We start from the raw sequence: 19077 nt of genomic DNA, 5'->3' as shown, positions 1-19077 counted from the left end.
AAGCCGCGGCCACGTCGGCCCATGACTGACCCCGACACCGTCGGCCGCGCACTCTCCGCACTCGCAGACGACTCGTCACCCGAATCGGCCCGTTCTCCCCACTCCCTCTCTCACCGCGCCACCATCGCAGCGGCGCGCCGCGCGTTCTCGTCACTCCTCACGGCGGCCGCGTTTCTGGACGACGACGGCGAGTCACGACTCCGAGCGGCAGTTACCCGCGCTGCCCACGCCGGTGACCACGACCTCGCACGAGAGGGACGAGTGCTCCTCTCGGACCTCGCCGACCTCCGCGCCGCACTCGACGGCGACCCGGTTCACTCTCGGTCCGCGCATAACGGTTTTCAGCGGGGGCGGCAAATCACCGGATAGATGACACGGGTGATACACACCGGCGACACCCACATTGGGTACCAGCAGTACCACTCGCCCGCGCGCCGTCAGGACTTTCTGGCCGCCTTCGAGCAGGTGGTCGAAGACGCGTGCTCGGACGACGTGGATGCGGTCATCCACGCGGGCGACCTGTACCACGACCGACGCCCCGAGTTACCGGACCTCCTCGGCACGCTCGCGGCGCTTCGGAAACTCGACGACGCGGGGATTCCATTCCTCGCAATCGTCGGCAACCACGAATCGACCCGCGGCGGGCAGTGGCTCGACCTGTTCGAACGCCTCGGGCTTGCGACCAGACTCGGCAGTTCGCCGCACGTCGTCGGCGACGTGGCCTTCTACGGTCTCGACCACGTCCCGCGCTCCCGACGCGACGAACTCGACTACCAGTTCGACGCGCACGACCAGACGCACGCGGTGCTCGTCGGCCACGGCCTCTTTACGCCCTTCGTCCACGGCGACTGGGAGACCGAGACCGTCCTCTCCGAGTCGAACGTCGCCTTCGACGCGATGCTCTTGGGCGACAACCACGTCCCCGACGTGGCCGAAGTCGGCGACACCTGGGTGACGTACTGTGGTTCGACCGAGCGCGCGAGCGCGAGCGAACGCGACCCCCGCGGCTACAACCTCGTCGAATTCTCCGAGACCATCGACATCCGCCGTCGAACCCTCGAAACGCGTCCGTTCGAGTTCATCTCGGTCGAACTCGCGGGCGACGAGGGCATCGAACGCGTCCGCCAGCGCGTCCGCGAGTTCGACCTCACTGAGGCCGTCGCCATCATCGAACTGACGGGCGAGGGCGAGACTGTCACCTCCGCGGCCGTCGAGACGTTCGCCACCGAACAGGGCGCGCTCGTCGCGCGCGTCACCGACCGCCGCGAACTCGACCTCGACGCGCCGGTCGCCACCGATGTCTCTTTCGCCGACCCGGACGACGCCGTGCGAGAGCGCGTCCGCGAGATGGGGCTTTCGACCGCCGCCCTCGACGTGGAGGAGACGATTCGCGCGAGCAAAGTCGCCGACTCCAACGTCCGCGAGGAGGTGAAGACGCGACTCGCCGAGCGTATCGACGACGACCTGAGTGCGTTCACGACGGCCGAGAGTCCGCAGGCAGGCGACGGCGACGGAAAAGCAGACGCGGACGACGGCGACGAAGTAGCGGACCCGGACGAGACGACAGAGGTCTCGGACGCAGACGAAGCAGACAACGAGAAAGTCGCCGCGGTCGCCGATGCCGTCGCTAACGGTGGCACCGACGGCGAGGCGATTCGAGAGGACGATTCAGACGTGAATTCGGACGCAGAGACGGAGACAGACGCGGAGTCCAACGAAAACAGCTCACTGGGTGATTTCGCGTGAGGTTCACCCGAATCGCCCTGCGGAACTTCAAACCGTACGAGGACGCCGAACTCGACCTTCGAGACGGCGTCACCGTGATTCACGGCGTCAACGGGAGCGGGAAATCCTCGCTCCTCGAAGCCTGCTTCTTCGCGCTCTACGGGTCGAAGGCGCTGGACGGAAATCTCGAAGATATCGTCACGACCGGCGCGGACGACGCCGAACTCGAACTGGAGTTCGTCCACGACGACGGCCAGTATCGAATCGAGCGCCGCATCAGAAACACGGGCCAGCGAGCGACGACGGCGAAGTGCGTGCTCGAAGGCCCATCGGGGACGGTCGAGGGCGCGCGCGACGTTCGGAGCTTCGTCGCCTCGCTCCTGCGCATGGACGCCGAGGCGTTCGTCAACTGCGCCTACGTCCAGCAGGGCGAGGTCAACAAACTCATCAACGCCTCGCCCGCCCAGCGACAGGACATGATAGACGACCTGCTCCAACTCGGCAAACTCGAAGACTACCGAGAGCGAGCGGTAGACGCCCGCCTCGGCGTCAACGACGTGTTGTCGAACAAGCGCGGTGCGCTCGAAGACCTCGCCTCGCAAATCGAGGCGAAAGAGGACGCCGACCTCCACGCGACGCTCAACGCGCTCGAATCCAAGCGCTCGGAACTCGACGAGCAGATTTCCAACTACGAAGCGAACCGCGAGGAGGCCGAGTCCGTCCTCGAAGCGGTCAACGCGACGCTCGAAGCACACGCCGAACAGCGCGAGCAACTCGCCGAAGTCGAGTCGGCGGTCGATGACCTCACGGAGAAAATCTCGGCGACCGAGCGCGAACGCGACTCGCTGTCCGAGCGCGTCCGCGACCTCGAAACCGAACTCGACGACGTGGACGGGCGACTCGCCGACGTCGTCGCCGACACCGAACTCACCGAGGCGAGCGAGGAGGCGCTCGACGCACGGCGCGAGGAGTTAGCAGAGCGAGAGTCCGAACTCCGCGAGGAACTCACCGAAGCGCGGACGAAAGCACAGGCGCTCACCGCACAGAGAGAGCGCCTCGAAGAACGCGCAGAAGAACTCGCCTCGCGTGCGGAAGAAAAGCGCAAATCGGCAGACGACGACCAGCAGGCTATCGAAGAAGCCCGGTCGGACCTCGACGAATTCGCCGAGAAACGCGACGACATCGAGTCGTCGCTGGCCGACATCGACGAGCAGTTCGAAGACGCACCCGTCGCGCGCGGTGATGCCGCAGCCCTCCTCGACGAGCGCCGAAGCGAACGCTCAGAGGTGCGAGAGACGCTCGCACAGACGAAGACCGAGTTGAAGAACGCCCGCGAGCGACTCGCCGAAGCGAAGCAACTCCGCGACGCCGGCAAGTGCCCTGAGTGCGGGCAATCGGTCGAATCGTCGCCGCACGTCGATGCGATTGGCGACCGAGAGTCGGACGTCGAGGAACTCACCGAGCGCATCGACGAACTCGAATCGCGTCTCGACGCTCTCGACGAGTCGGTCGAGGCGGCCGAAGCCCTGGTGGACGCCGAGTCGCGCGCGGAGTCACTCGAAAACAGCCTGTCGCTCGTCCGCGAGCGAATCGAGGACCGCGAATCGCTCGTCGAGGACCGCGGATCCGAACTCGACGCGAAGCGAGACGAGGCCGACGAATTAGCCGACGAGGCCGAAGCGAAACGCGAGGCCGCATCGGGACAAGCCGAGCGCGCAACCGAAGCCAAAGAGACGGTCGAGTCACTCGAATCCGACCTCGACGCGCTCGACGCGCGCCGGGAGACACTGGACCGAATCGAATCCTTGCTCGATACGCAAGCGGACCACCGCGACGAGCAAGAACGCCTGCGCGAGAAACGCCAGTCGCTCGCCGACATCAACGACGAGCGCCGCGACCACCTCCAAGAGCGCCGCGAGCGCCGAGACGAACTCCGCGAGGCGGTCGAAGAGGCGGATATCGAGACGGCCGAGGCTCGAAAAGAGAACGCACAAGAGTACCTCAGCAACGTCGAGGGCGTCCTGCCGGACCTCAAGGCCAAACGAGACGACCTGCAGGGTCGCATCGGCGGCGTGAAAGCCGAGTTGGAGCAACTCGCCGAACTCCGCGAGCGCCACGATTTGCTCGCCGAACGCGTCGAGGCGCTCGAATCGCTCCACGACGAGGTTTCGACGCTCGAATCGACCTACGGCGACCTCAGAGCCGAACTGCGCCAGCGCAACGTCGAGGTGCTCGAACGCATGCTCAACGAGACGTTCGACCTCGTCTACGGCAACGACGCCTACTCGCGGATTCGACTCGACGGCGACTACGAACTCACCGTGTTCCAGAAAGACGGCACCGCGCTCAGTCCCGAGCAACTCTCCGGCGGCGAGCGCGCGCTGTTCAACCTCAGCCTCCGCTGTGCAATCTATCGACTGCTCGCGGAGGGAATCGACGGTGCCGCCCCGCTCCCGCCGCTCATCCTCGACGAACCGACGGTGTTCCTCGACGACGGCCACGTCTCTCGGCTCATCGGACTGGTCGAAGACATGCAACAGCGCGGCGTCAAACAGATTCTCATCGTCAGCCACGACGACGAACTCGTCGGCGCGGCAGACGACCTCGTCCGCGTCGAGAAGAACCCGACGACGAATCGGTCGTCGGTGGAGCACACCGACGTCGCGTCGTTGGCGGGGATGCTCGCGGACGATTAGCTACTCGCCCGCTCGAAGCCGCTCGATTCCCTCTTTCGCCACCGCCGTCGCCGCGTAGCCTCGCTCGCCGTAGAGTTCGACCTCTTCGATGAGACCCGCGAGTTTGAACTCTACGAGCAGGCCGTGGAGATCGCTCTCGCAGAGGTCATAAGAGTCGAGGAGGTCGAGAATCGGCACTTCGCCGCGGTCTACGAGTTCGACGAGCAGACCGAGCGCGCGCTCGTTCGGAACGGCGGTGAGAATCGTCCGGACGGGCGCGTCGATGCCGTGGGCCGCGGTTTCGAGCGGCGACTCGCCACTAATTGCGTCGAGTTCGTCGTTCGGGAAGTACTGCTCGTCGCCGGTCTCCGGGTCGCGGACGCGACTCGAATCGCTCGACTGCTTGATGAGGAGATAGGTCCGACCGTCGGGACCGCGGACGGTTCGCATGGCTGAGAAGAGGGACGGACGACTGTTAGGGATTGCGCTCGGCGTCGTCCGCGCTCGAATCGCCGTTTTCGTCGTCAGTCCGGCTCTCGTCCTCGTCGGCCGGAGCCGAATCACTCTCGCTCTCGTCGTCCTCGCGTTCGGCTTTGACTTGCTCCCAGTCGGTGGATTCGTACTCTCTGTACATCGTGTACAGGCGGGCGAGCGAGACGATACCGAGGGCGAGCGCGCCGCCGCCGAAGAGCCACTCGTCTCGGAAGTAGATGAGCATCGGGCCGAGCGAGAGACCGGCGAGCGCGACGTTGGCGAGGAAGACGCTCCCCCAGAAGAGTTTCATCTGTTCTGGAGCCACGTCGGCGGAGAACTCGTCTTCCTCCGGGTTAGGTTCGATCGAGGGAATGCGGACGCTCGGAATGTTCGGGAGGTCGTATTCGGGGTTTCCCCAGCGCGATTCCGCGTCCTCCCATCTGGTCTCGGGGTCGATTTCGGAGACGAAATCGTCGTCGTCGCGCCGCTCTCCGTCGATCACAGTTTCGATGAGTGGCCGAGTTGGCAAAAAGAAACCGCTTCCGCGGTTGGGAGTGGTGGTTAGGCGCAGTCGTCGAGCAACATCGTGAGCGTCGTCTCGACCCACGCCAATGGGTTCTCTGCGTCGTAGAACACCACGCCACCGTCGATGTCGTAGGATTCGACTGTCTCGGCGCCAGTGAGACCACGTGGTCCGTTGCCGTCAGTCGTACCGTCCCACCGATTTGAAGATGCGTGGTTGGTCATGTGACATGGTACAGAATGTCACACCAGGGTAAATGTCTTTCCGTGGATTTCGGATGGCCTACAGAAACGCCGGGGTTTTTACCGCCGATACCGAAGCATCGGCAATGACGCAGACGGGTTTGGCCGACTTCGGAGGGGCCGACGACGATGCCGCGGGCGAGGGCCGCCCCGACGAGGAGGCCGCCTTCGTCGCTGGCAACGGGAGTCAGTACGTCTCGGACGTTATCGATACGAACGATATCAAATTCCCCGACGCAGATGGCTCCGTCGAACTCGCCATCACGCAGGTCGATTACACCATCGAAGGGTCCGGCCGGAGTGAGTACCCGGTGCTCCACGTCTTCGGCCGTACTCCCGACGACACGCCCGAGCACGTCCGCGTACTCGGCTTTGAGCCGTACTTCTACGCGCCCACCGAGTCGCTGGACGACGACGTGCTCGACAAGGAGGTCATCACGAAGACCGAAGACGGCTACGCGAGTATCCGCGGCGAGGACCTGACGAAAATCTGCACGCGAACCCCGCGGGACGTCGGCCAGATACGCGACGAGTTCGACCACTACGAAGCCGACATCCTCTTTCCGAATCGCCTGCTCATCGACAAGGACATCAAACAGGGCGTTCGCGTCCCCGCGCGCCGCCTCGACGACGGCACGATTCAAATCCACCACGAGGAAATCGAAGCGACGGCGGTCGATGCGAACCTCCGCGTCAACACCTTCGACATCGAGGTCAACGACCGCAACGGCTTCCCCGAAGACGGCGAGGAGCCGATTATCTGTCTTACCTCGCACGACTCCTACGACGACGAGTACATCGTCTGGCACGCCGTCGCCCCCGACGGCGAGGGCAAACGGCCCGAGGAGTTCCCCGACTACGACTACCTCCGCGACGACGCGTCGGTCGATATCCGCACGTTCGACGGCGAGGACGCGATGCTCGACGCCTTCCTCACGTACATCGAGCGGACGAACCCCGACGTGCTCACCGGCTGGAACTTCGACGACTTCGACGCGCCGTACTTCCTCGACCGGTTAGACGAACTCAACCCCGGTTCGGACTACGACCTCGATTCGGACCGCATGTCTCGACTGGGCGAGGTGTGGCGAAGTGGCTGGGGCGGCCCGGACATCAAGGGCCGCGTCGTCTTCGACCTGCTCTACGCCTACAAGCGAACCCAGTTCACCGAACTCGAATCGTACCGACTGGACGCGGTGGGCGAACTCGAACTCGACGTTGGCAAAGAGCGCTACTCGGGCGACATCGGCGACCTGTGGGAACAGGACCCCAAGCGCCTGCTCGAATACAACCTGCGCGACGTGGAGTTGTGTGTCGAAATCGACCGCAAGCAGGACATCATCGCCTTCTGGGACGAGGTGCGCTCGTTCGTCGGGTGTAAGCTCGAAGACGCGCCGACGCCCGGCGACACGGTGGACATCTACGTGCTCCACAAGGTCTACGGCGAGTTCGCGCTCCCCTCGAAGGGCCAACAGGAGTCGGAAGACTACGAGGGTGGTGCCGTCTTCGACCCCATCACGGGCGTCAAAGAGAACGTCACGGTGCTCGACCTGAAGTCGCTGTACCCGATGTGTATGGTGACCATCAACGCGTCGCCCGAGACGAAAGTTGACCCCGAGGAGTACGACGGCGAGATGTTCCGCGCACCGAACGGGACGCACTTCAGAAAAGAACCGGACGGCATCATCCGGGAGATGGTGGACGAACTCCTCGGCGAGCGCGACGAGAAGAAGAGCCTGCGCAACGAGCACGCGCCGGGAAGCCCCGAGTACGACCAGTTCGACCGCCAGCAGGCCGCGGTGAAGGTCATCATGAACTCCCTCTATGGCGTGCTGGGCTGGGACCGCTTCCGCCTCTACGACAAGGAGATGGGCGCGGCGGTCACCGCAACCGGCCGCGAGGTCATCAACTTCACCGACCGGCAAGCGAGTGAGTTGGGCTACTCTGTCGCCTACGGCGACACCGACTCCGTGATGCTCGCGCTCGGTCCCGACGTGACGAAAGAAGAGGCAATCGAACAGTCGTTCGAGATAGAAGAGCGAATCAACGCCGCCTACGACGACTTCGCGCGCGACGAACTCGACGCCGAAGAACACCGCTTCCAAATCGAGTTCGAGAAACTCTACCGGCGGTTCTTCCAAGCCGGCAAGAAGAAACGCTACGCGGGTCACATCGTCTGGAAGGAGGGCAAAGACGTAGACGACATCGACATCACCGGCTTCGAGTACAAGCGGTCTGACATCGCCCAAATCACGAAAGAGGTCCAGAAGACGGTCATCGAGCAAATCGTCCACGGTGAGGACACCGAGGTCATCAAAGAGTACCTCCACGACATCATCACCGACTTCCAGGCCGGTGACCTCCCGCTCGAGGAAATCGGAATTCCGGGCGGTATCGGCAAGCGCCTCTCGGCGTACGATACGGCTACCGCGCACGTCCGCGGGGCGATGTACGCCAACGCGTTCTTGGGGACGAACTTCGGCCGGGGGTCGAAACCGAAGCGACTCTACCTCGCAAAAGTCCACCCGACGTGGTTCCGCGAGTTGGAGTCGAGCGGGACGTTCGACCCGCAGCAGGACGACCTCTACCGCGAGTTCAAGCGCGACCCCGACGTCATCTGCTTCGAGTACGCCGACCAGGTGCCCGAAGCGTTCGAGGTCGCGTGGGACGTCATGCTCGAAAAGACGCTGGAAGGCCCGATTTCGCGTATCATCGAGGCCCTCGGAATGTCGTGGGACGAGGTGAAAAGCGGCCAACAACAGACGGGACTCGGCAGCTTCATGTGAACATCCGGTCCGTTCGCGGACCGTAACTTCCGATTTTCGCAGTATTTGTGGTTCGAACTAGCTTCCCGAACAGTTCGATTTCTCTCGCCGCCCGGTCTCTTTCTTTCTCGTTCTGAAAACAAATTTTTGTTCTCGAAAAAGGACCGGGGGTAAATGCGCAAGCATTATGGGTATAACTCCCCAGGCTTCGAGTACGAGGCAACGAACCAACGATGGCAACTCTCGAGATTACAAACCTCCACGCACGAGTCGCGGAGGAAGACGGTGAGCAGATTCTGCGAGGAGTCGATTTGGAAGTCCGTTCCGGCGAAATCCACGCCCTGATGGGGCCGAACGGGTCCGGTAAATCGACCACCTCCAAGGTAATCGCAGGCCACCCGGCCTACGAAGTGACCGACGGCGAGATTCTTCTCCACCTCGAAGACGGTGACTTCGGCGATATCGACATTCCGGAAGACGCTCGCACGTGGAACCTTCTGGAACTGGAACCGAACGAGCGCGCCGCGCTCGGCATCTTCCTCGGCTTCCAGTACCCCGCGGAGATCGAGGGCGTCACGATGACGAACTTCCTCCGTACCGCGCTCAACGCGAAGCTCGACGAGCGCGAAGAACTCCTCTTCGGCGAAGACGAGGCCGAAGAAGAAGCAGCAGACGAGGAAGTTCCGTCGCCGATGGCCGGTCCTGTCGATGAGGGCGAAATCGGCGTCGCAGAGTTCCAGAAGCTCCTCAAGGAGAAGATGGACCTGCTCGACATGGACGAGAAGTTCATGCAGCGCTACCTCAACGCCGGCTTCTCCGGCGGTGAGAAAAAGCAGAACGAAGTGCTGCAGGCCGCCATCCTCGAACCGTCCATCGCCGTGCTCGACGAGATCGACTCCGGTCTCGACATCGACCGCCTGCAAGACGTCTCGAAGGGCATCAACGCCCTCCGCGACGAGCAGGGCACGGGTATCCTCCAGATCACCCACTACCAGCGCATCCTCGAATACGTCGAGCCGGACCACGTCCACATCATGCTCGACGGTAAAGTCGTCAAGAGCGGCGACGCAAGCCTCGCGGCCGAGCTCGAAGACAAGGGCTACGACTGGGTCCGCGAGGAAGTCTACGAGACCGCGTAACCACCCCTACACAACACCATGAGTTCCGATCAAGACCACCTCAAAGAGACAGACACGGAAGCTCGCTTCGAGTTCAAGAAGGAGCAGAAGTCCGCCTTCGCGGCCGACAAGGGTCTCACCGAAGAGACCATCCGCGTCATCTCCGAAGACAAAGACGAACCCGAATGGATGCTCCAGCGGCGTCTCCGCGCCCTGAAGCAGTTCCAGAAGATGCCGATGCCAACCGACTGGCCCGGCCAGCCCGACCTCTCCGAGGTTGACGTAAACGAAATCGTGCCGTACATCCGACCCGACGTGGACGTCCGCGGCGGCGTCGATGACTGGCGCGACCTGCCGGACGACATCAAGGATACGTTCGACAAACTGGGAATCCCGGAAGCCGAGAAGAACGCCCTCTCCGGCGTCGGTGCCCAGTACGAGTCCGAAGTCGTCTACCAGAACATGCAGGAGCGCTGGGAAGAGAAAGGCGTCGTCTTCATGAACATGGACCAAGCGGTCCAGGAACACGAAGACATCGTCAAGGAGTACTTCATGACGAAGTGCGTCCCCCCGAGCGACAACAAGTTCGCCGCGCTCCACGGCGCGATTTGGTCCGGCGGGTCGTTCGTCTACGTCCCCGAAGATACGACGGTCGATATGCCGGTACAGGCGTACTTCCGCATGAACTCCGAGGGCATGGGCCAGTTCGAGCACACGCTCATCGTCGCCGAAAGTGGCTCCGAAGTCCACTACATCGAGGGCTGTTCCGCGCCGAAGTACTCGGCGTTCAACCTCCACTCCGGCGGCGTCGAAGTGTTCGTCGGCGAGGACGCGCACGTCCAGTACTCGACCGTCCAGAACTGGTCGAAGAACACGTACAACCTGAACACGAAGCGCGCCATCGTCGAGAAGAACGGTCGCATGGAGTGGATTTCCGGCTCCATGGGGTCGAAGGCGACGATGCTCTACCCGGCCTCGATTCTCAAGGGCCGCGGCGCATCCGACAACCACATCACCATCGCGTTCGCGGGTGAAGGCCAGAACATCGACACCGGTGCGAAGGTCTACCACAACGCCCCCGAGACGAAATCGACCATCGAGTCCAAGTCCATCTCGAAGGACGGCGGCCGCACCAACTACCGCGGACTCGTCCACATCGCCAACGGCGCGACGAACTCCTCGACGGCCGTCGAGTGTGACGCGCTGATGTTCGACAACGAGTCCACCTCGGACACGATGCCGTACATGGAGATCAACGAGTCCCAAGTTGACGTCGCCCACGAGGCGACCGTCGGCAAGATTGGAGACGAAGACATCTTCTACCTCCAATCGCGCGGCCTCGACGACGACGACGCGAAGCAGATGATCGTCTCCGGGTTCATCGAACCCATCACGGAGGAACTGCCTATCGAGTACGCAGTCGAACTCAACCGACTCGTGGAACTCGAAATGGAGGGTAGCCTCGGATAACCAATGAGCGCACAACTTCCCGCAAACCTGTCCGCAGAGACAGTACGAGAGATTTCGGACGCACGGGACGAGCCCGAGTGGCTCCTCGAAACACGTCTCGACGCGCTGTCGGCGCTCGACGACCTCGAACTGCCCAACGTCATCCAGACGCCGGGCCGTCGCTGGACGAACCTCGAAGCCCTCGACTTCGAGTCGCTCGTGGACCCCCTCAACCAGTCCGACGAGACGACTCGTGAGGCACCCGACGACGTCGTCGTCCTCCCCTTCACGGAGGCGCTCGACGAGTACGGCGACCTCATCGAGGAGCGCTTCGGCTCCGTCGTTGACCTCGAAACGAACTACCTGACGGCACTCTCTGCGGCCCTCTTCACCACGGGTACGTTCATCTACGTCCCCGAGGGCGTCAACGCAGAGGACGTGAAGATTCGCGCCGAGATGAACTCTCGGTCGCTCTTCAGCCACACGCTCGTCGTCACCGAGGAGTCGTCGTCCGTGACCATCCTCGAAGGCATCGAGTCCGGCGAGAGTTCGGGCGACGACGCGCGGTACTTCTCGAACCTCGTCGAGGTCGATGCGGGCGAGAACTCGTACGTCCAGTACGGGTCGCTCCAGAACCTCGCCGAGGACTCCTATACGTACTCGCTCAAGCGCGGTATCACTGCGAACCACTCGACGGTCAACTGGATCGAGGGCAACCTCGGGTCGCGTCTCACCCGCAGCGACATCGAGACCGAACTCAACGGCGAAGGTTCGGAGACGAAAATCGTCGGTGCGTTCTTCGGTCACGGCGACCAGCACCTCGACGTGAACGCCCGTGTCTGGCACAACGCCGAGAACACGATGGCGGACCTCGTCACCCGCGGCGTCCTCGACGAAGAGGCGCGTTCGGTCTACGAGGGCGTCCAGAACGTCGGCCGCGACGCCTGGCGCACCAACTCCTACCAGCGCGAGAACACGCTGATGCTCTCCGACGAATCGGAGGCAGACGCGTCGCCGAAGCTCATCATCCACAACCACGACACCGAAGCGTCCCACGCCGCCTCGGTCGGTCAGGTGGACAAAGAGGACCTCTTCTACATGGTCTCTCGGTCCATCCCCGAACGGCAGGCACGCAACATGCTCGTGGAGGGCTTCTTCGTCCCCGTCCTCGAAGAAATCGACGTGGACGAGTTCCGCGAGGACCTCGAAGAACTCATCGCCGCGCGCCTGCACTAAGCGCGCTGTTACGCGGTTTTCCGTTTTTACAGACTCCTGTACTCGGCCGTACGAGTGGAAACGCTAACCCGGTGTGCTCTCTTTCACTGTTCTCGTCTCTCTGAACATCACGCGATTCAGTCAGTCACGAAACTGTCTGATTGCTAATGGTTTTGCTCGCTGTCAGCGTACTACCTGCATTCGGAGAAACACGATGGCAACCAACAGCAACGATGGAGAGGCATTCCGCTACGACGCCGAGGTTCGACCCGGTGAGAAACGACACATCATGTACGAGGTCGGTGAGTCCTATCTCGGTGACCCGATAGAGATTCCGGTGACGATCATCAACGGGGTCCACGCGGGTCCGAAAGTGTTCGTCAGTGCAGCGATGCACGGGGACGAAGTCAACGGTGTCAAGGTCGTCCAAGAGGTCGCGGACCGCTACGACCCACAGGAACTCTCGGGGACCATCGTCTGTCTGCACGTTCTCAACGTGCCGGGGTACCGCGCGCACATGCGCTACCTGCCGATTTACGACCGCGACCTGAACCGGGCGTTCCCGGGGAGAGAAGACGGCAACGAAGGCCAGCAGATTGCGAAGGTCATCTACGACCGCTTTATCTCCAACTGCGATATGGGTGTGGACTTCCACACCTCGACGCGAAACAAGGTGACTATCTTCCACACGCGAGCGGACATGAGCGACCCCGCAGTCGCAGAGGTGGCAAACGCATTCCTCTCGGCGGTCGTCCTCGACGGGGCGGGGTCGAAGGGAATGATGCGCCGTATCGCCTCGGAGAACGGCATTCCGACGATTACCGTGGAGATGGGCGAGGCCCAGCGATATCAGCCAGTGATGGTCGATGTGGCACTCGACCACCTGCACAACCTGTTCGCCTACTTCGGCATGATAGACGCCGAGTTCGAGAGCGAACCCGTGTGGCAGCGAATCGTCGGGTCGAAAGAAAAGCGGTGGATTCGGTCGAACGCGGGCGGGTGGGTGGATATGAACTGGGGACCGTATCCAATCGTCGAGGAGGGGAAGTCGGTCTGTACCGTCTCCGACCACTTCAAACGCGAAGAACACGTCGTCGAAGCGCCGTTTACCGGACTCATCATCGGCATGGCCGCGAACCCGATTACCGTCCCGGGGCAGATTATCGCACACGTCGTCTCTATCGACGAAGCAGAGAGACCGATAATCGAGAAAATCGTCGATGAAGGCGGCTACGAACGGATTGGGACCTATCACTGGATGGGCCGTCGGCCGCACCCGACGGAACCCGAAGGGGGAGTGGCCGAAGCGCCCCCCGCTCCGGAAGAAGGCGAGGTCTGAGCCGAAACCCGAAAGGGGAACCGCTTAAGTCCGTTACAGACTCAGGTCTGAGTATGATTCAGTCGGTATCGTATTTGAACGAGGGGTGTCTGGCGTGAGCGTGGGCTATCAGGTCACGTCCGACCACCAACTCGCGCGTCTCTTGCAGATTGGCATCGTCCTCGAAGAGGTGGTAGAAGCACGCGCCTACCATCACCACGAAGCGATGGGTGACGAGTCGCTCGACGACGAGATTCGAGCGCTGCTCGAACACGCCGCAGAGGAGTCCGCCGAACACCGCGGCCGACTCGAAGACATCATCGACCGTCTCGACGTCGAGAGCATCCCGTTCGAGGAAATCGAGGCGCTCGTCGAAGCCCAGTACGGCCAGACGAAACCCGAGGACTTCGACGGCGTGCTCTACGACCAACTCTGTAACGAGGAGACGGCCTACAAGTTCTACGACGACGTTATCAAAGCAGTCGAAGCCAGCGAGGCACAGTTCACCATCGACCGCGAAGAGCTGATTGCGACGCTCTCCGAGATTCGCGCCGAGGAAGCCGATGGGGTCGAAGAAGTGACGAAAATCATGGAAGAACGCGAGTAACACGATGAACACCGCAGACCAGTACGTCAAAGCGATTTACCTGCTGCAACAGATGGAAAATGGCCCGGCGGCGACGGGCGCGCTCGCGGACATGATGGACGTCAGTCCGGCGAGTGCCAACGAGATGATCGGCAAACTCGAATCTCGTGGCCTCGCCGAGCACGAGAAGTACAAGGGCGTCACCCTCACCGACGACGGCATCGTCCAAGCCCGCGATGCCCTCCAGACCTACTGCATCATCGAGCGCTTCCTCTCGAACGTCCTCGAAGTGGACGAGTTCCGCGCGGAGGCACGCGAACTCGAACCCGTCATCGACGGGATGATTGCGGACCGACTCGACACGATTATCGACCGCAACTCGGAGTGTCCCGACTGTTTCGACCCCGAGACGGACGCCTGCAAGTATCTCGACGTGTGCGGCGGCGAAGCAGAGACCGAGACGGAAGTCGCGGACTAATCCGCCTCCGGCATCGACTCGAATCGAAGCGTTTTCATTTGGGACCGGGTAATCATCGGTTGCAGTCTCATGGTGTCGAGCAATCCGGATGGATTGCGAGGTACATGGGACGAGCAAAGTGAAGTCCCATGGTGTAGTGGCCAATCATAACGGCCTTTGGATTGGTACGGTTCATGCGTACCGAGAAGACAGCCGTTGACGGCGGTTCGAATCCGCCTGGGACTATTTTACGAACGTCAGTGAGTGAATAGTCACAACGAGGATTCGAAACAGGGAACGACGCGAAGCGGAGTGACCGAGGTTCGAATCCGTCTGGGAGATATTTTCAAAAATCAACCGGGAAATAAAACCGATAAGTGCATTCTCTATCATTTCGAACCTCCCCACCCATTTTTACCCTCACCGTTTGACACCTACACAACGTGTTGCCGCGGCACCCGCTTTCGACCCTCCGCCACCTCTCCTACTCGCTCCACTACGCACTCGTCCGGAGGAACTACCGCCACGAACTGTTCACGACGACGAAGTACGTAGACGGCGTCTCCTTCCGAAGTTACGAACTGTACAATCGCCACGGCGAGGACGTACTCCTCCACGCGCTCCTCTCGAACCTCTCACCCGGAGACGTCGTCATCGACGTCGGCGCGAACACGGGAACGTACACGCTCGCGGCGGCGGCGAGCGACCCGAGCGTTCGCGTCGTCGCCGTCGAACCGAACGCCCGAGTCGCCGACCAACTCACGTCGAATATTCGTCTCAACGAGTTCGAAAACCGGGTCACGCACCTCGCGTGCGGAATCGGGAACGCAGACGAGACGCGAACCTTCCACCAGTCGAGTTACGACGAGTTGGGGTCGTTCTCGGTCGCGCACGCGAGCGCGTGGGAGGCGAGCGTCGAAGAGCGAGTCGAGTTGCAGATGCGCCGACTCGATTCGCTGGTCGAATCTGGTGAGGTTCCGCCGCCGGACCACATCAAGATAGACGTAGAAGGATTCGGTATGGAGGTCTTGGAAGGCGCGACGTCGGTGTTGGAGCGACATCAGCCGACGATTTACTTCGAAGTGCACGACGCCCGCGACGGCCACGACGAATCGGCGGCCGCAGCGGTGCTCCGCGAGCGCGGGTATCGACTCATCCCGGTCAGAGAAGGATGGGTGTGCGAACCGCGAGAGTCGTAACTCAGTTCGAGACCTGTTCGAGTTCGAACTCGACCCGTTCGTGTTCCGAACCCTGAGTCGTCCGGCCGGTGACGACGACAGTGCCGATTTCACCGGTCGAGGCGACGTGCGTCCCTGCGCAGGCGGTCTGGTCCAACGGGTCGGCTTCGCCGCCGATTTCGACGATTCGGACTTCGCGTATCGAATCGGGAAGGAGATGCAGGCGTGTTCGTTCGGGGTCGAGGGTCGCTTCTGCGTCGTCTCGGTCGAGGGTGTACCACCTGACGGGCAGGTCGTCGGCGACGAGTTCGTTCATGCGCGTCTCGATGGTCTGGAGGTCGGCCTCGTCGAATCGCTCGTAGGCGCAGTCGAGGTGGGCGTGGTCGTGGTACAGTTGGTTGCCGGTGGTTTCGGCGTCGAACTCGGTGAGCAGAACCGACGAGAGGAGGTGTTGGGCCGTGTGGTAGCGCATGTGAGCGCGTCGGCGGGCTTCGTCGATGAGCCCGGTGACGGTCGTGCCGACTTCCGGGGCACCGCCTTCGACGACGTGCTCGATTCGGTCGCGTTTGGTCACCTCGACGACGCGCCACTCGTCGCCGTCGGCCGAGAGGGTTCCAGTGTCGTGCGGTTGGCCGCCGCCGGTCGGATAGAAGCAGGTTTCGCCGAGGACGACGCGGTCGTCGCCACGGACTTCCTCGACCGTCGTCTCGAAGGTGAACTGCGTCGTCGCACTGAGATAGCGCGCTTCGGTCATGTGCTGGTGGACGCACGACTGATAGTTATCGTTGTCACTTCTGAGTCCCGCGAGTTGTAGGGCAGATGTGGCCGAAGACGCCGAATCAAACACTCAGGGTGTCGTAACGCCTAAGAGTAGAACGACCCTCATTCCGTGTAATGAAACGAGAGATTCGCTCACCCCCACGGAGGTCTCATCGTGGGCGTTGAAATCAAAGATTCGTCGGTCTCTGACGCGGAATTCGAGGACATGAAGCGGTTCGTCCTCGATTATCTCAGTGCGAGCGTCGAAAACGAAGACGACGGCGGCCGGATGCGATGGTATCCGTGGCATTCTGCGGAGTACCGCTTCAACCACATTCTGAACGTCGTCAGCCTCGCGTCGCACATCGCCGAACGAGAAGGTGCAGACACCGACGTAGTTCGCGTCGCCGCCCTCTTCCACGACATCTCCAAACTCGAAGCCGAACAGGAGGTCCACGCCGAAGAGGGTGCCCGCGTCGCCCGCGAGTTCCTGACGACTCACGGCGACTACCCCGAATCGTTCACCGAACAGGTATGCCAAGTCGTCTCCGACCACTCCTACCAGGGCGACCTGATGGACGTGGCACTGGAGACGCGGTGTCTCATCGAAGCCGACATCCTCGACAAAATCGGTGCCAACGGCACGGCGCTCATGCTGCTTCGGATGGGCTACGAGGCCCGGACGCACATGGACGCTTCCGAGATGGTCGAACGCGTCTTCGAGCGCGGCCGCGACGCCTCGCAGCGACTCGTCACCGACACCGCCGACAGCATCGCCCATCAGCGCCTCAAGCGCGTCAAGTGGTTCCGCGAGTGGCTCGAAGAAGAAGTGCCGGAGATGGACCACACCGAGAGCTTCGACATCTGAGTCGAAGCCCGATTTTTCAGCGTCCCGTTCGACCAGCGAGCGCCTTAGCGACGACGCTCAGAGCGTGTCGAGAATCGAGAGCACGCGCTCTTCTGCCTCTCGTCCGGGGTCCCACTCTGCTCCGTCGCGCTCGCTCTCGCGGTGACTCTCGACGGACCGTCGCATCGCTTCTTCGACGGGAGTCGATTCCCATCCGAGAGCGGCGAGTTTGCCCGTCGAGAGGACGTGTGGATACTCCCGATAGAGGATGAAGTCGGTCGGTGAGAGGTCGGCGGCGGCGAGTTCGCGCTCGCCCGCGGTGACGACTTCGACGTCCGTCCCCGCCACGTCGGCGACGAGTTCGACCATCTCTCGAAGCGTGACGAGGCGCTGGTCGCCCACGTTATAGGCTTCTCCGGCCTCACCTTCCTCGGCGATGATGCGCATCGCGCTCGCCACGTCTTCGACGTAGGCGCGGTGCCAGAGGTTCGTCCCGTCGCCGGGGACGAGCACCCGGTCGTAGTTGAGAACTCTGTCTATCCAGTAGTCGAGGCGCTCGGTGTAATCGTCCGGCCCGTAGACGATACACGGGCGGATGGACATCGCGTTGATTCCTCGGGACGCGGCTTCGAAGACGACGCGGTCGCCTTCGGCCTTTCGCGGGCCGTAGCTCTCGTCACTGTCGGACTGCGCTTGTTCGTCCGAACAGTCGCAGAGTTGGGCGACTCCTTCGCGTTTCGGAATCTCTTCGGTTCCGTAGGCCGCGCCGCTGGAGATGTAGACGTATGCGTCAACGTCGGTGAAGGTGTCCACCGCCGAGACCACGTCGCCGGGGTGGTAGGCCACGCAGTCGAAGACAGCGTCGGGTTCGACGGTGAGCTTTGCGGTGCGGAGGGCCTCGTCGTCCTTCCGGTCGCCCTGGATGTGTTGGACGCGCGGGTCGTCACTGAAGGGGTTGTCGTGGTTCCCGCGGTTGAAGATGGTCACGTCGTAGTCGTTGTCGAGCAGGTCCTCGACGAGGTGGCGGCCGATGAATCGCGTGCCGCCGATGACGAGCGCGTTGTTCATATCCCGGAGTGAGCGATGCGTCGTGAAAAACGTGGGAGAACCGGCGGCGGGTTCCGGTGGTTCAGCGAACTATCGAGTGGAGGTGGCCGGCAGTGGTGCGCACGGCATCGCCGACCGCACTTGCCACCCCACCGACTCGGACCTCTGCAGGGTCGAGACCGAGCCATCGGGCTACGACTCCCGAATGGGCATCCGTGCCAACGACCACCACGGTTCGGCCACGAACCCGTAGCTCAGTCGTCAGCCCCGTCGCACGTAACAGGCGAGACGGTTCGTCCAGACTGTCACCGTCGAGGTGCCGCGCGACACGGAGCGCGCCGCCGAGCGTTGGAACTTCGACGAACAATCTGTCGCCGGTCGAAACGACTGGCATCCTCACGCCTTCGACTGTAACTGTGAAATCGTCTGTCTGAACCGAGAGTGGCTCGACTGTGCGCTGTTCAGTCTCGCTCACGGGTGGTGACTCGAACTGTGCCATCAAGTCGCCAGTGCGCGTGTTCGGCGTCTTCTCCGGTGCCGCTCGGGACATCGACGGTCATGTTGTCGAACGCGTACGTAATCTCGGCGTTGCGGCCGGTCAGTCGGTCGTAGAGACCGATGGCGAGGTCGGGCCACGTCGTGGTCTCGTCGATGTGGGACTCTGGTGTTGTTGCGTCGCTCATACAGTTACCACGTTGA

General features: G+C 62.3%; 19 protein-coding genes and 1 tRNA gene. 13 read left to right on the top strand and 7 right to left on the bottom strand.

The window, feature by feature from the left end; all coding sequences use genetic code 11:
- Positions 1-21: 21 nt before the first annotated feature.
- The 3 genes from ACFQJC_RS12105 to rad50 are packed head-to-tail and all read left to right on the top strand — an operon-like array spanning position 22 to position 4421.
- The gene (locus tag ACFQJC_RS12105) at positions 22-369 is read left to right on the top strand and encodes a hypothetical protein (protein WP_390223807.1); all 348 of its coding nucleotides are present in this window, start codon (positions 22-24) and stop codon (positions 367-369) included.
- On the top strand, positions 370-1746 hold the full coding sequence (gene mre11 / locus ACFQJC_RS12100) for a DNA double-strand break repair protein Mre11 (RefSeq protein ID WP_390223805.1): 1377 nt from the start codon (positions 370-372) through the stop codon (positions 1744-1746). It abuts the gene before it with no gap.
- Complete coding sequence (gene rad50 / locus ACFQJC_RS12095) at positions 1743-4421, top strand: DNA double-strand break repair ATPase Rad50 (protein ID WP_390223803.1); 2679 nt, start codon at positions 1743-1745, stop codon at positions 4419-4421. Before mre11 ends, rad50 begins: the two co-directional genes overlap by 4 nt.
- Here the strand turns inward: rad50 and ACFQJC_RS12090 are convergent, their stop codons facing one another.
- From ACFQJC_RS12090 to ACFQJC_RS12080, 3 genes are read right to left on the bottom strand one after another with little or no spacing between them, the layout of a single operon-like run.
- Positions 4422-4850 carry a DUF7346 family protein gene (locus tag ACFQJC_RS12090; protein ID WP_390223801.1) on the bottom strand — a complete coding sequence of 143 codons (429 nt, stop codon included), beginning with the start codon at positions 4848-4850 and terminating at the stop codon, positions 4422-4424.
- Positions 4851-4875: 25 nt separating this feature from the next.
- Complete coding sequence (locus tag ACFQJC_RS12085; RefSeq protein WP_390223799.1) at positions 4876-5376, bottom strand: DUF7322 domain-containing protein; 501 nt, start codon at positions 5374-5376, stop codon at positions 4876-4878.
- Positions 5377-5435: 59 nt separating this feature from the next.
- Positions 5436-5621, bottom strand: a complete 186-nt coding sequence (locus tag ACFQJC_RS12080; RefSeq protein WP_390223797.1) for a DUF7331 family protein — start codon at positions 5619-5621, stop codon at positions 5436-5438.
- Between the two features lie 104 nt (positions 5622-5725).
- Between ACFQJC_RS12080 and ACFQJC_RS12075 the strand changes: the two genes are divergently transcribed.
- The 9 genes from ACFQJC_RS12075 (at position 5726) to ACFQJC_RS12035 (ending at position 15746) form a co-directional block, all read left to right on the top strand.
- Entirely contained in the window at positions 5726-8425 is a 2700-nt protein-coding gene (locus ACFQJC_RS12075; protein WP_390223795.1) for a DNA-directed DNA polymerase, read from the top strand.
- A gap of 212 nt (positions 8426-8637) precedes the next feature.
- Positions 8638-9543 carry an ABC transporter ATP-binding protein gene (locus tag ACFQJC_RS12070; protein WP_390223793.1) on the top strand — a complete coding sequence of 302 codons (906 nt, stop codon included), beginning with the start codon at positions 8638-8640 and terminating at the stop codon, positions 9541-9543.
- A gap of 18 nt (positions 9544-9561) precedes the next feature.
- Positions 9562-10992 (top strand): Fe-S cluster assembly protein SufB, encoded by a 1431-nt coding sequence (gene sufB / locus ACFQJC_RS12065; RefSeq protein ID WP_390223792.1) that lies wholly within the window; start codon positions 9562-9564, stop codon positions 10990-10992.
- A gap of 3 nt (positions 10993-10995) precedes the next feature.
- The gene (sufD, locus tag ACFQJC_RS12060; RefSeq protein WP_390223790.1) at positions 10996-12207 is read left to right on the top strand and encodes a Fe-S cluster assembly protein SufD; all 1212 of its coding nucleotides are present in this window, start codon (positions 10996-10998) and stop codon (positions 12205-12207) included.
- A gap of 193 nt (positions 12208-12400) precedes the next feature.
- Positions 12401-13525, top strand: coding sequence for a succinylglutamate desuccinylase/aspartoacylase family protein (locus tag ACFQJC_RS12055; protein ID WP_390223788.1), 1125 nt, complete (start codon positions 12401-12403; stop codon positions 13523-13525).
- A gap of 94 nt (positions 13526-13619) precedes the next feature.
- Positions 13620-14111, top strand: a complete 492-nt coding sequence (locus ACFQJC_RS12050) for a ferritin-like domain-containing protein (RefSeq protein WP_390225609.1) — start codon at positions 13620-13622, stop codon at positions 14109-14111.
- A 4-nt stretch (positions 14112-14115) separates the two neighbouring features.
- Positions 14116-14568 carry a metal-dependent transcriptional regulator gene (locus ACFQJC_RS12045; RefSeq protein ID WP_390223786.1) on the top strand — a complete coding sequence of 151 codons (453 nt, stop codon included), beginning with the start codon at positions 14116-14118 and terminating at the stop codon, positions 14566-14568.
- A 122-nt stretch (positions 14569-14690) separates the two neighbouring features.
- Positions 14691-14793 (top strand) — tRNA-Gln (locus tag ACFQJC_RS12040).
- Positions 14794-14990: 197 nt separating this feature from the next.
- Positions 14991-15746: an FkbM family methyltransferase gene (locus ACFQJC_RS12035; protein ID WP_390223784.1), complete on the top strand. Its 756-nt coding sequence runs from the start codon at positions 14991-14993 to the stop codon at positions 15744-15746.
- Position 15747: 1 nt separating this feature from the next.
- Here ACFQJC_RS12035 and ACFQJC_RS12030 read toward each other — a convergent pair whose 3' ends face one another.
- Positions 15748-16479: an alanyl-tRNA editing protein gene (locus tag ACFQJC_RS12030; RefSeq protein ID WP_390223782.1), complete on the bottom strand. Its 732-nt coding sequence runs from the start codon at positions 16477-16479 to the stop codon at positions 15748-15750.
- Between the two features lie 180 nt (positions 16480-16659).
- On the opposite strand from ACFQJC_RS12030, the gene ACFQJC_RS12025 reads away from it, so the two are divergent.
- The gene (locus tag ACFQJC_RS12025; RefSeq protein ID WP_390223780.1) at positions 16660-17352 is read left to right on the top strand and encodes an HD domain-containing protein; all 693 of its coding nucleotides are present in this window, start codon (positions 16660-16662) and stop codon (positions 17350-17352) included.
- A 57-nt stretch (positions 17353-17409) separates the two neighbouring features.
- Here the strand turns inward: ACFQJC_RS12025 and ACFQJC_RS12020 are convergent, their stop codons facing one another.
- From ACFQJC_RS12020 to ACFQJC_RS12010, 3 genes are all read right to left on the bottom strand, one after another.
- Positions 17410-18399, bottom strand: coding sequence for an NAD-dependent epimerase/dehydratase family protein (locus ACFQJC_RS12020; RefSeq protein WP_390223779.1), 990 nt, complete (start codon positions 18397-18399; stop codon positions 17410-17412).
- A 61-nt stretch (positions 18400-18460) separates the two neighbouring features.
- Positions 18461-18772: a peptide ABC transporter ATP-binding protein gene (locus ACFQJC_RS12015; RefSeq protein WP_390223777.1), complete on the bottom strand. Its 312-nt coding sequence runs from the start codon at positions 18770-18772 to the stop codon at positions 18461-18463.
- A gap of 67 nt (positions 18773-18839) precedes the next feature.
- Positions 18840-19061, bottom strand: a complete 222-nt coding sequence (locus ACFQJC_RS12010) for a hypothetical protein (RefSeq protein ID WP_390223776.1) — start codon at positions 19059-19061, stop codon at positions 18840-18842.
- Positions 19062-19077 lie beyond the last annotated feature (16 nt).

This window comes from Haloferax namakaokahaiae (assembly GCF_042663225.1).
In the GTDB taxonomy this organism is placed as follows: domain Archaea; phylum Halobacteriota; class Halobacteria; order Halobacteriales; family Haloferacaceae; genus Haloferax; species Haloferax namakaokahaiae.
This window is presented reverse-complemented; position numbering and strand designations above follow the sequence as displayed.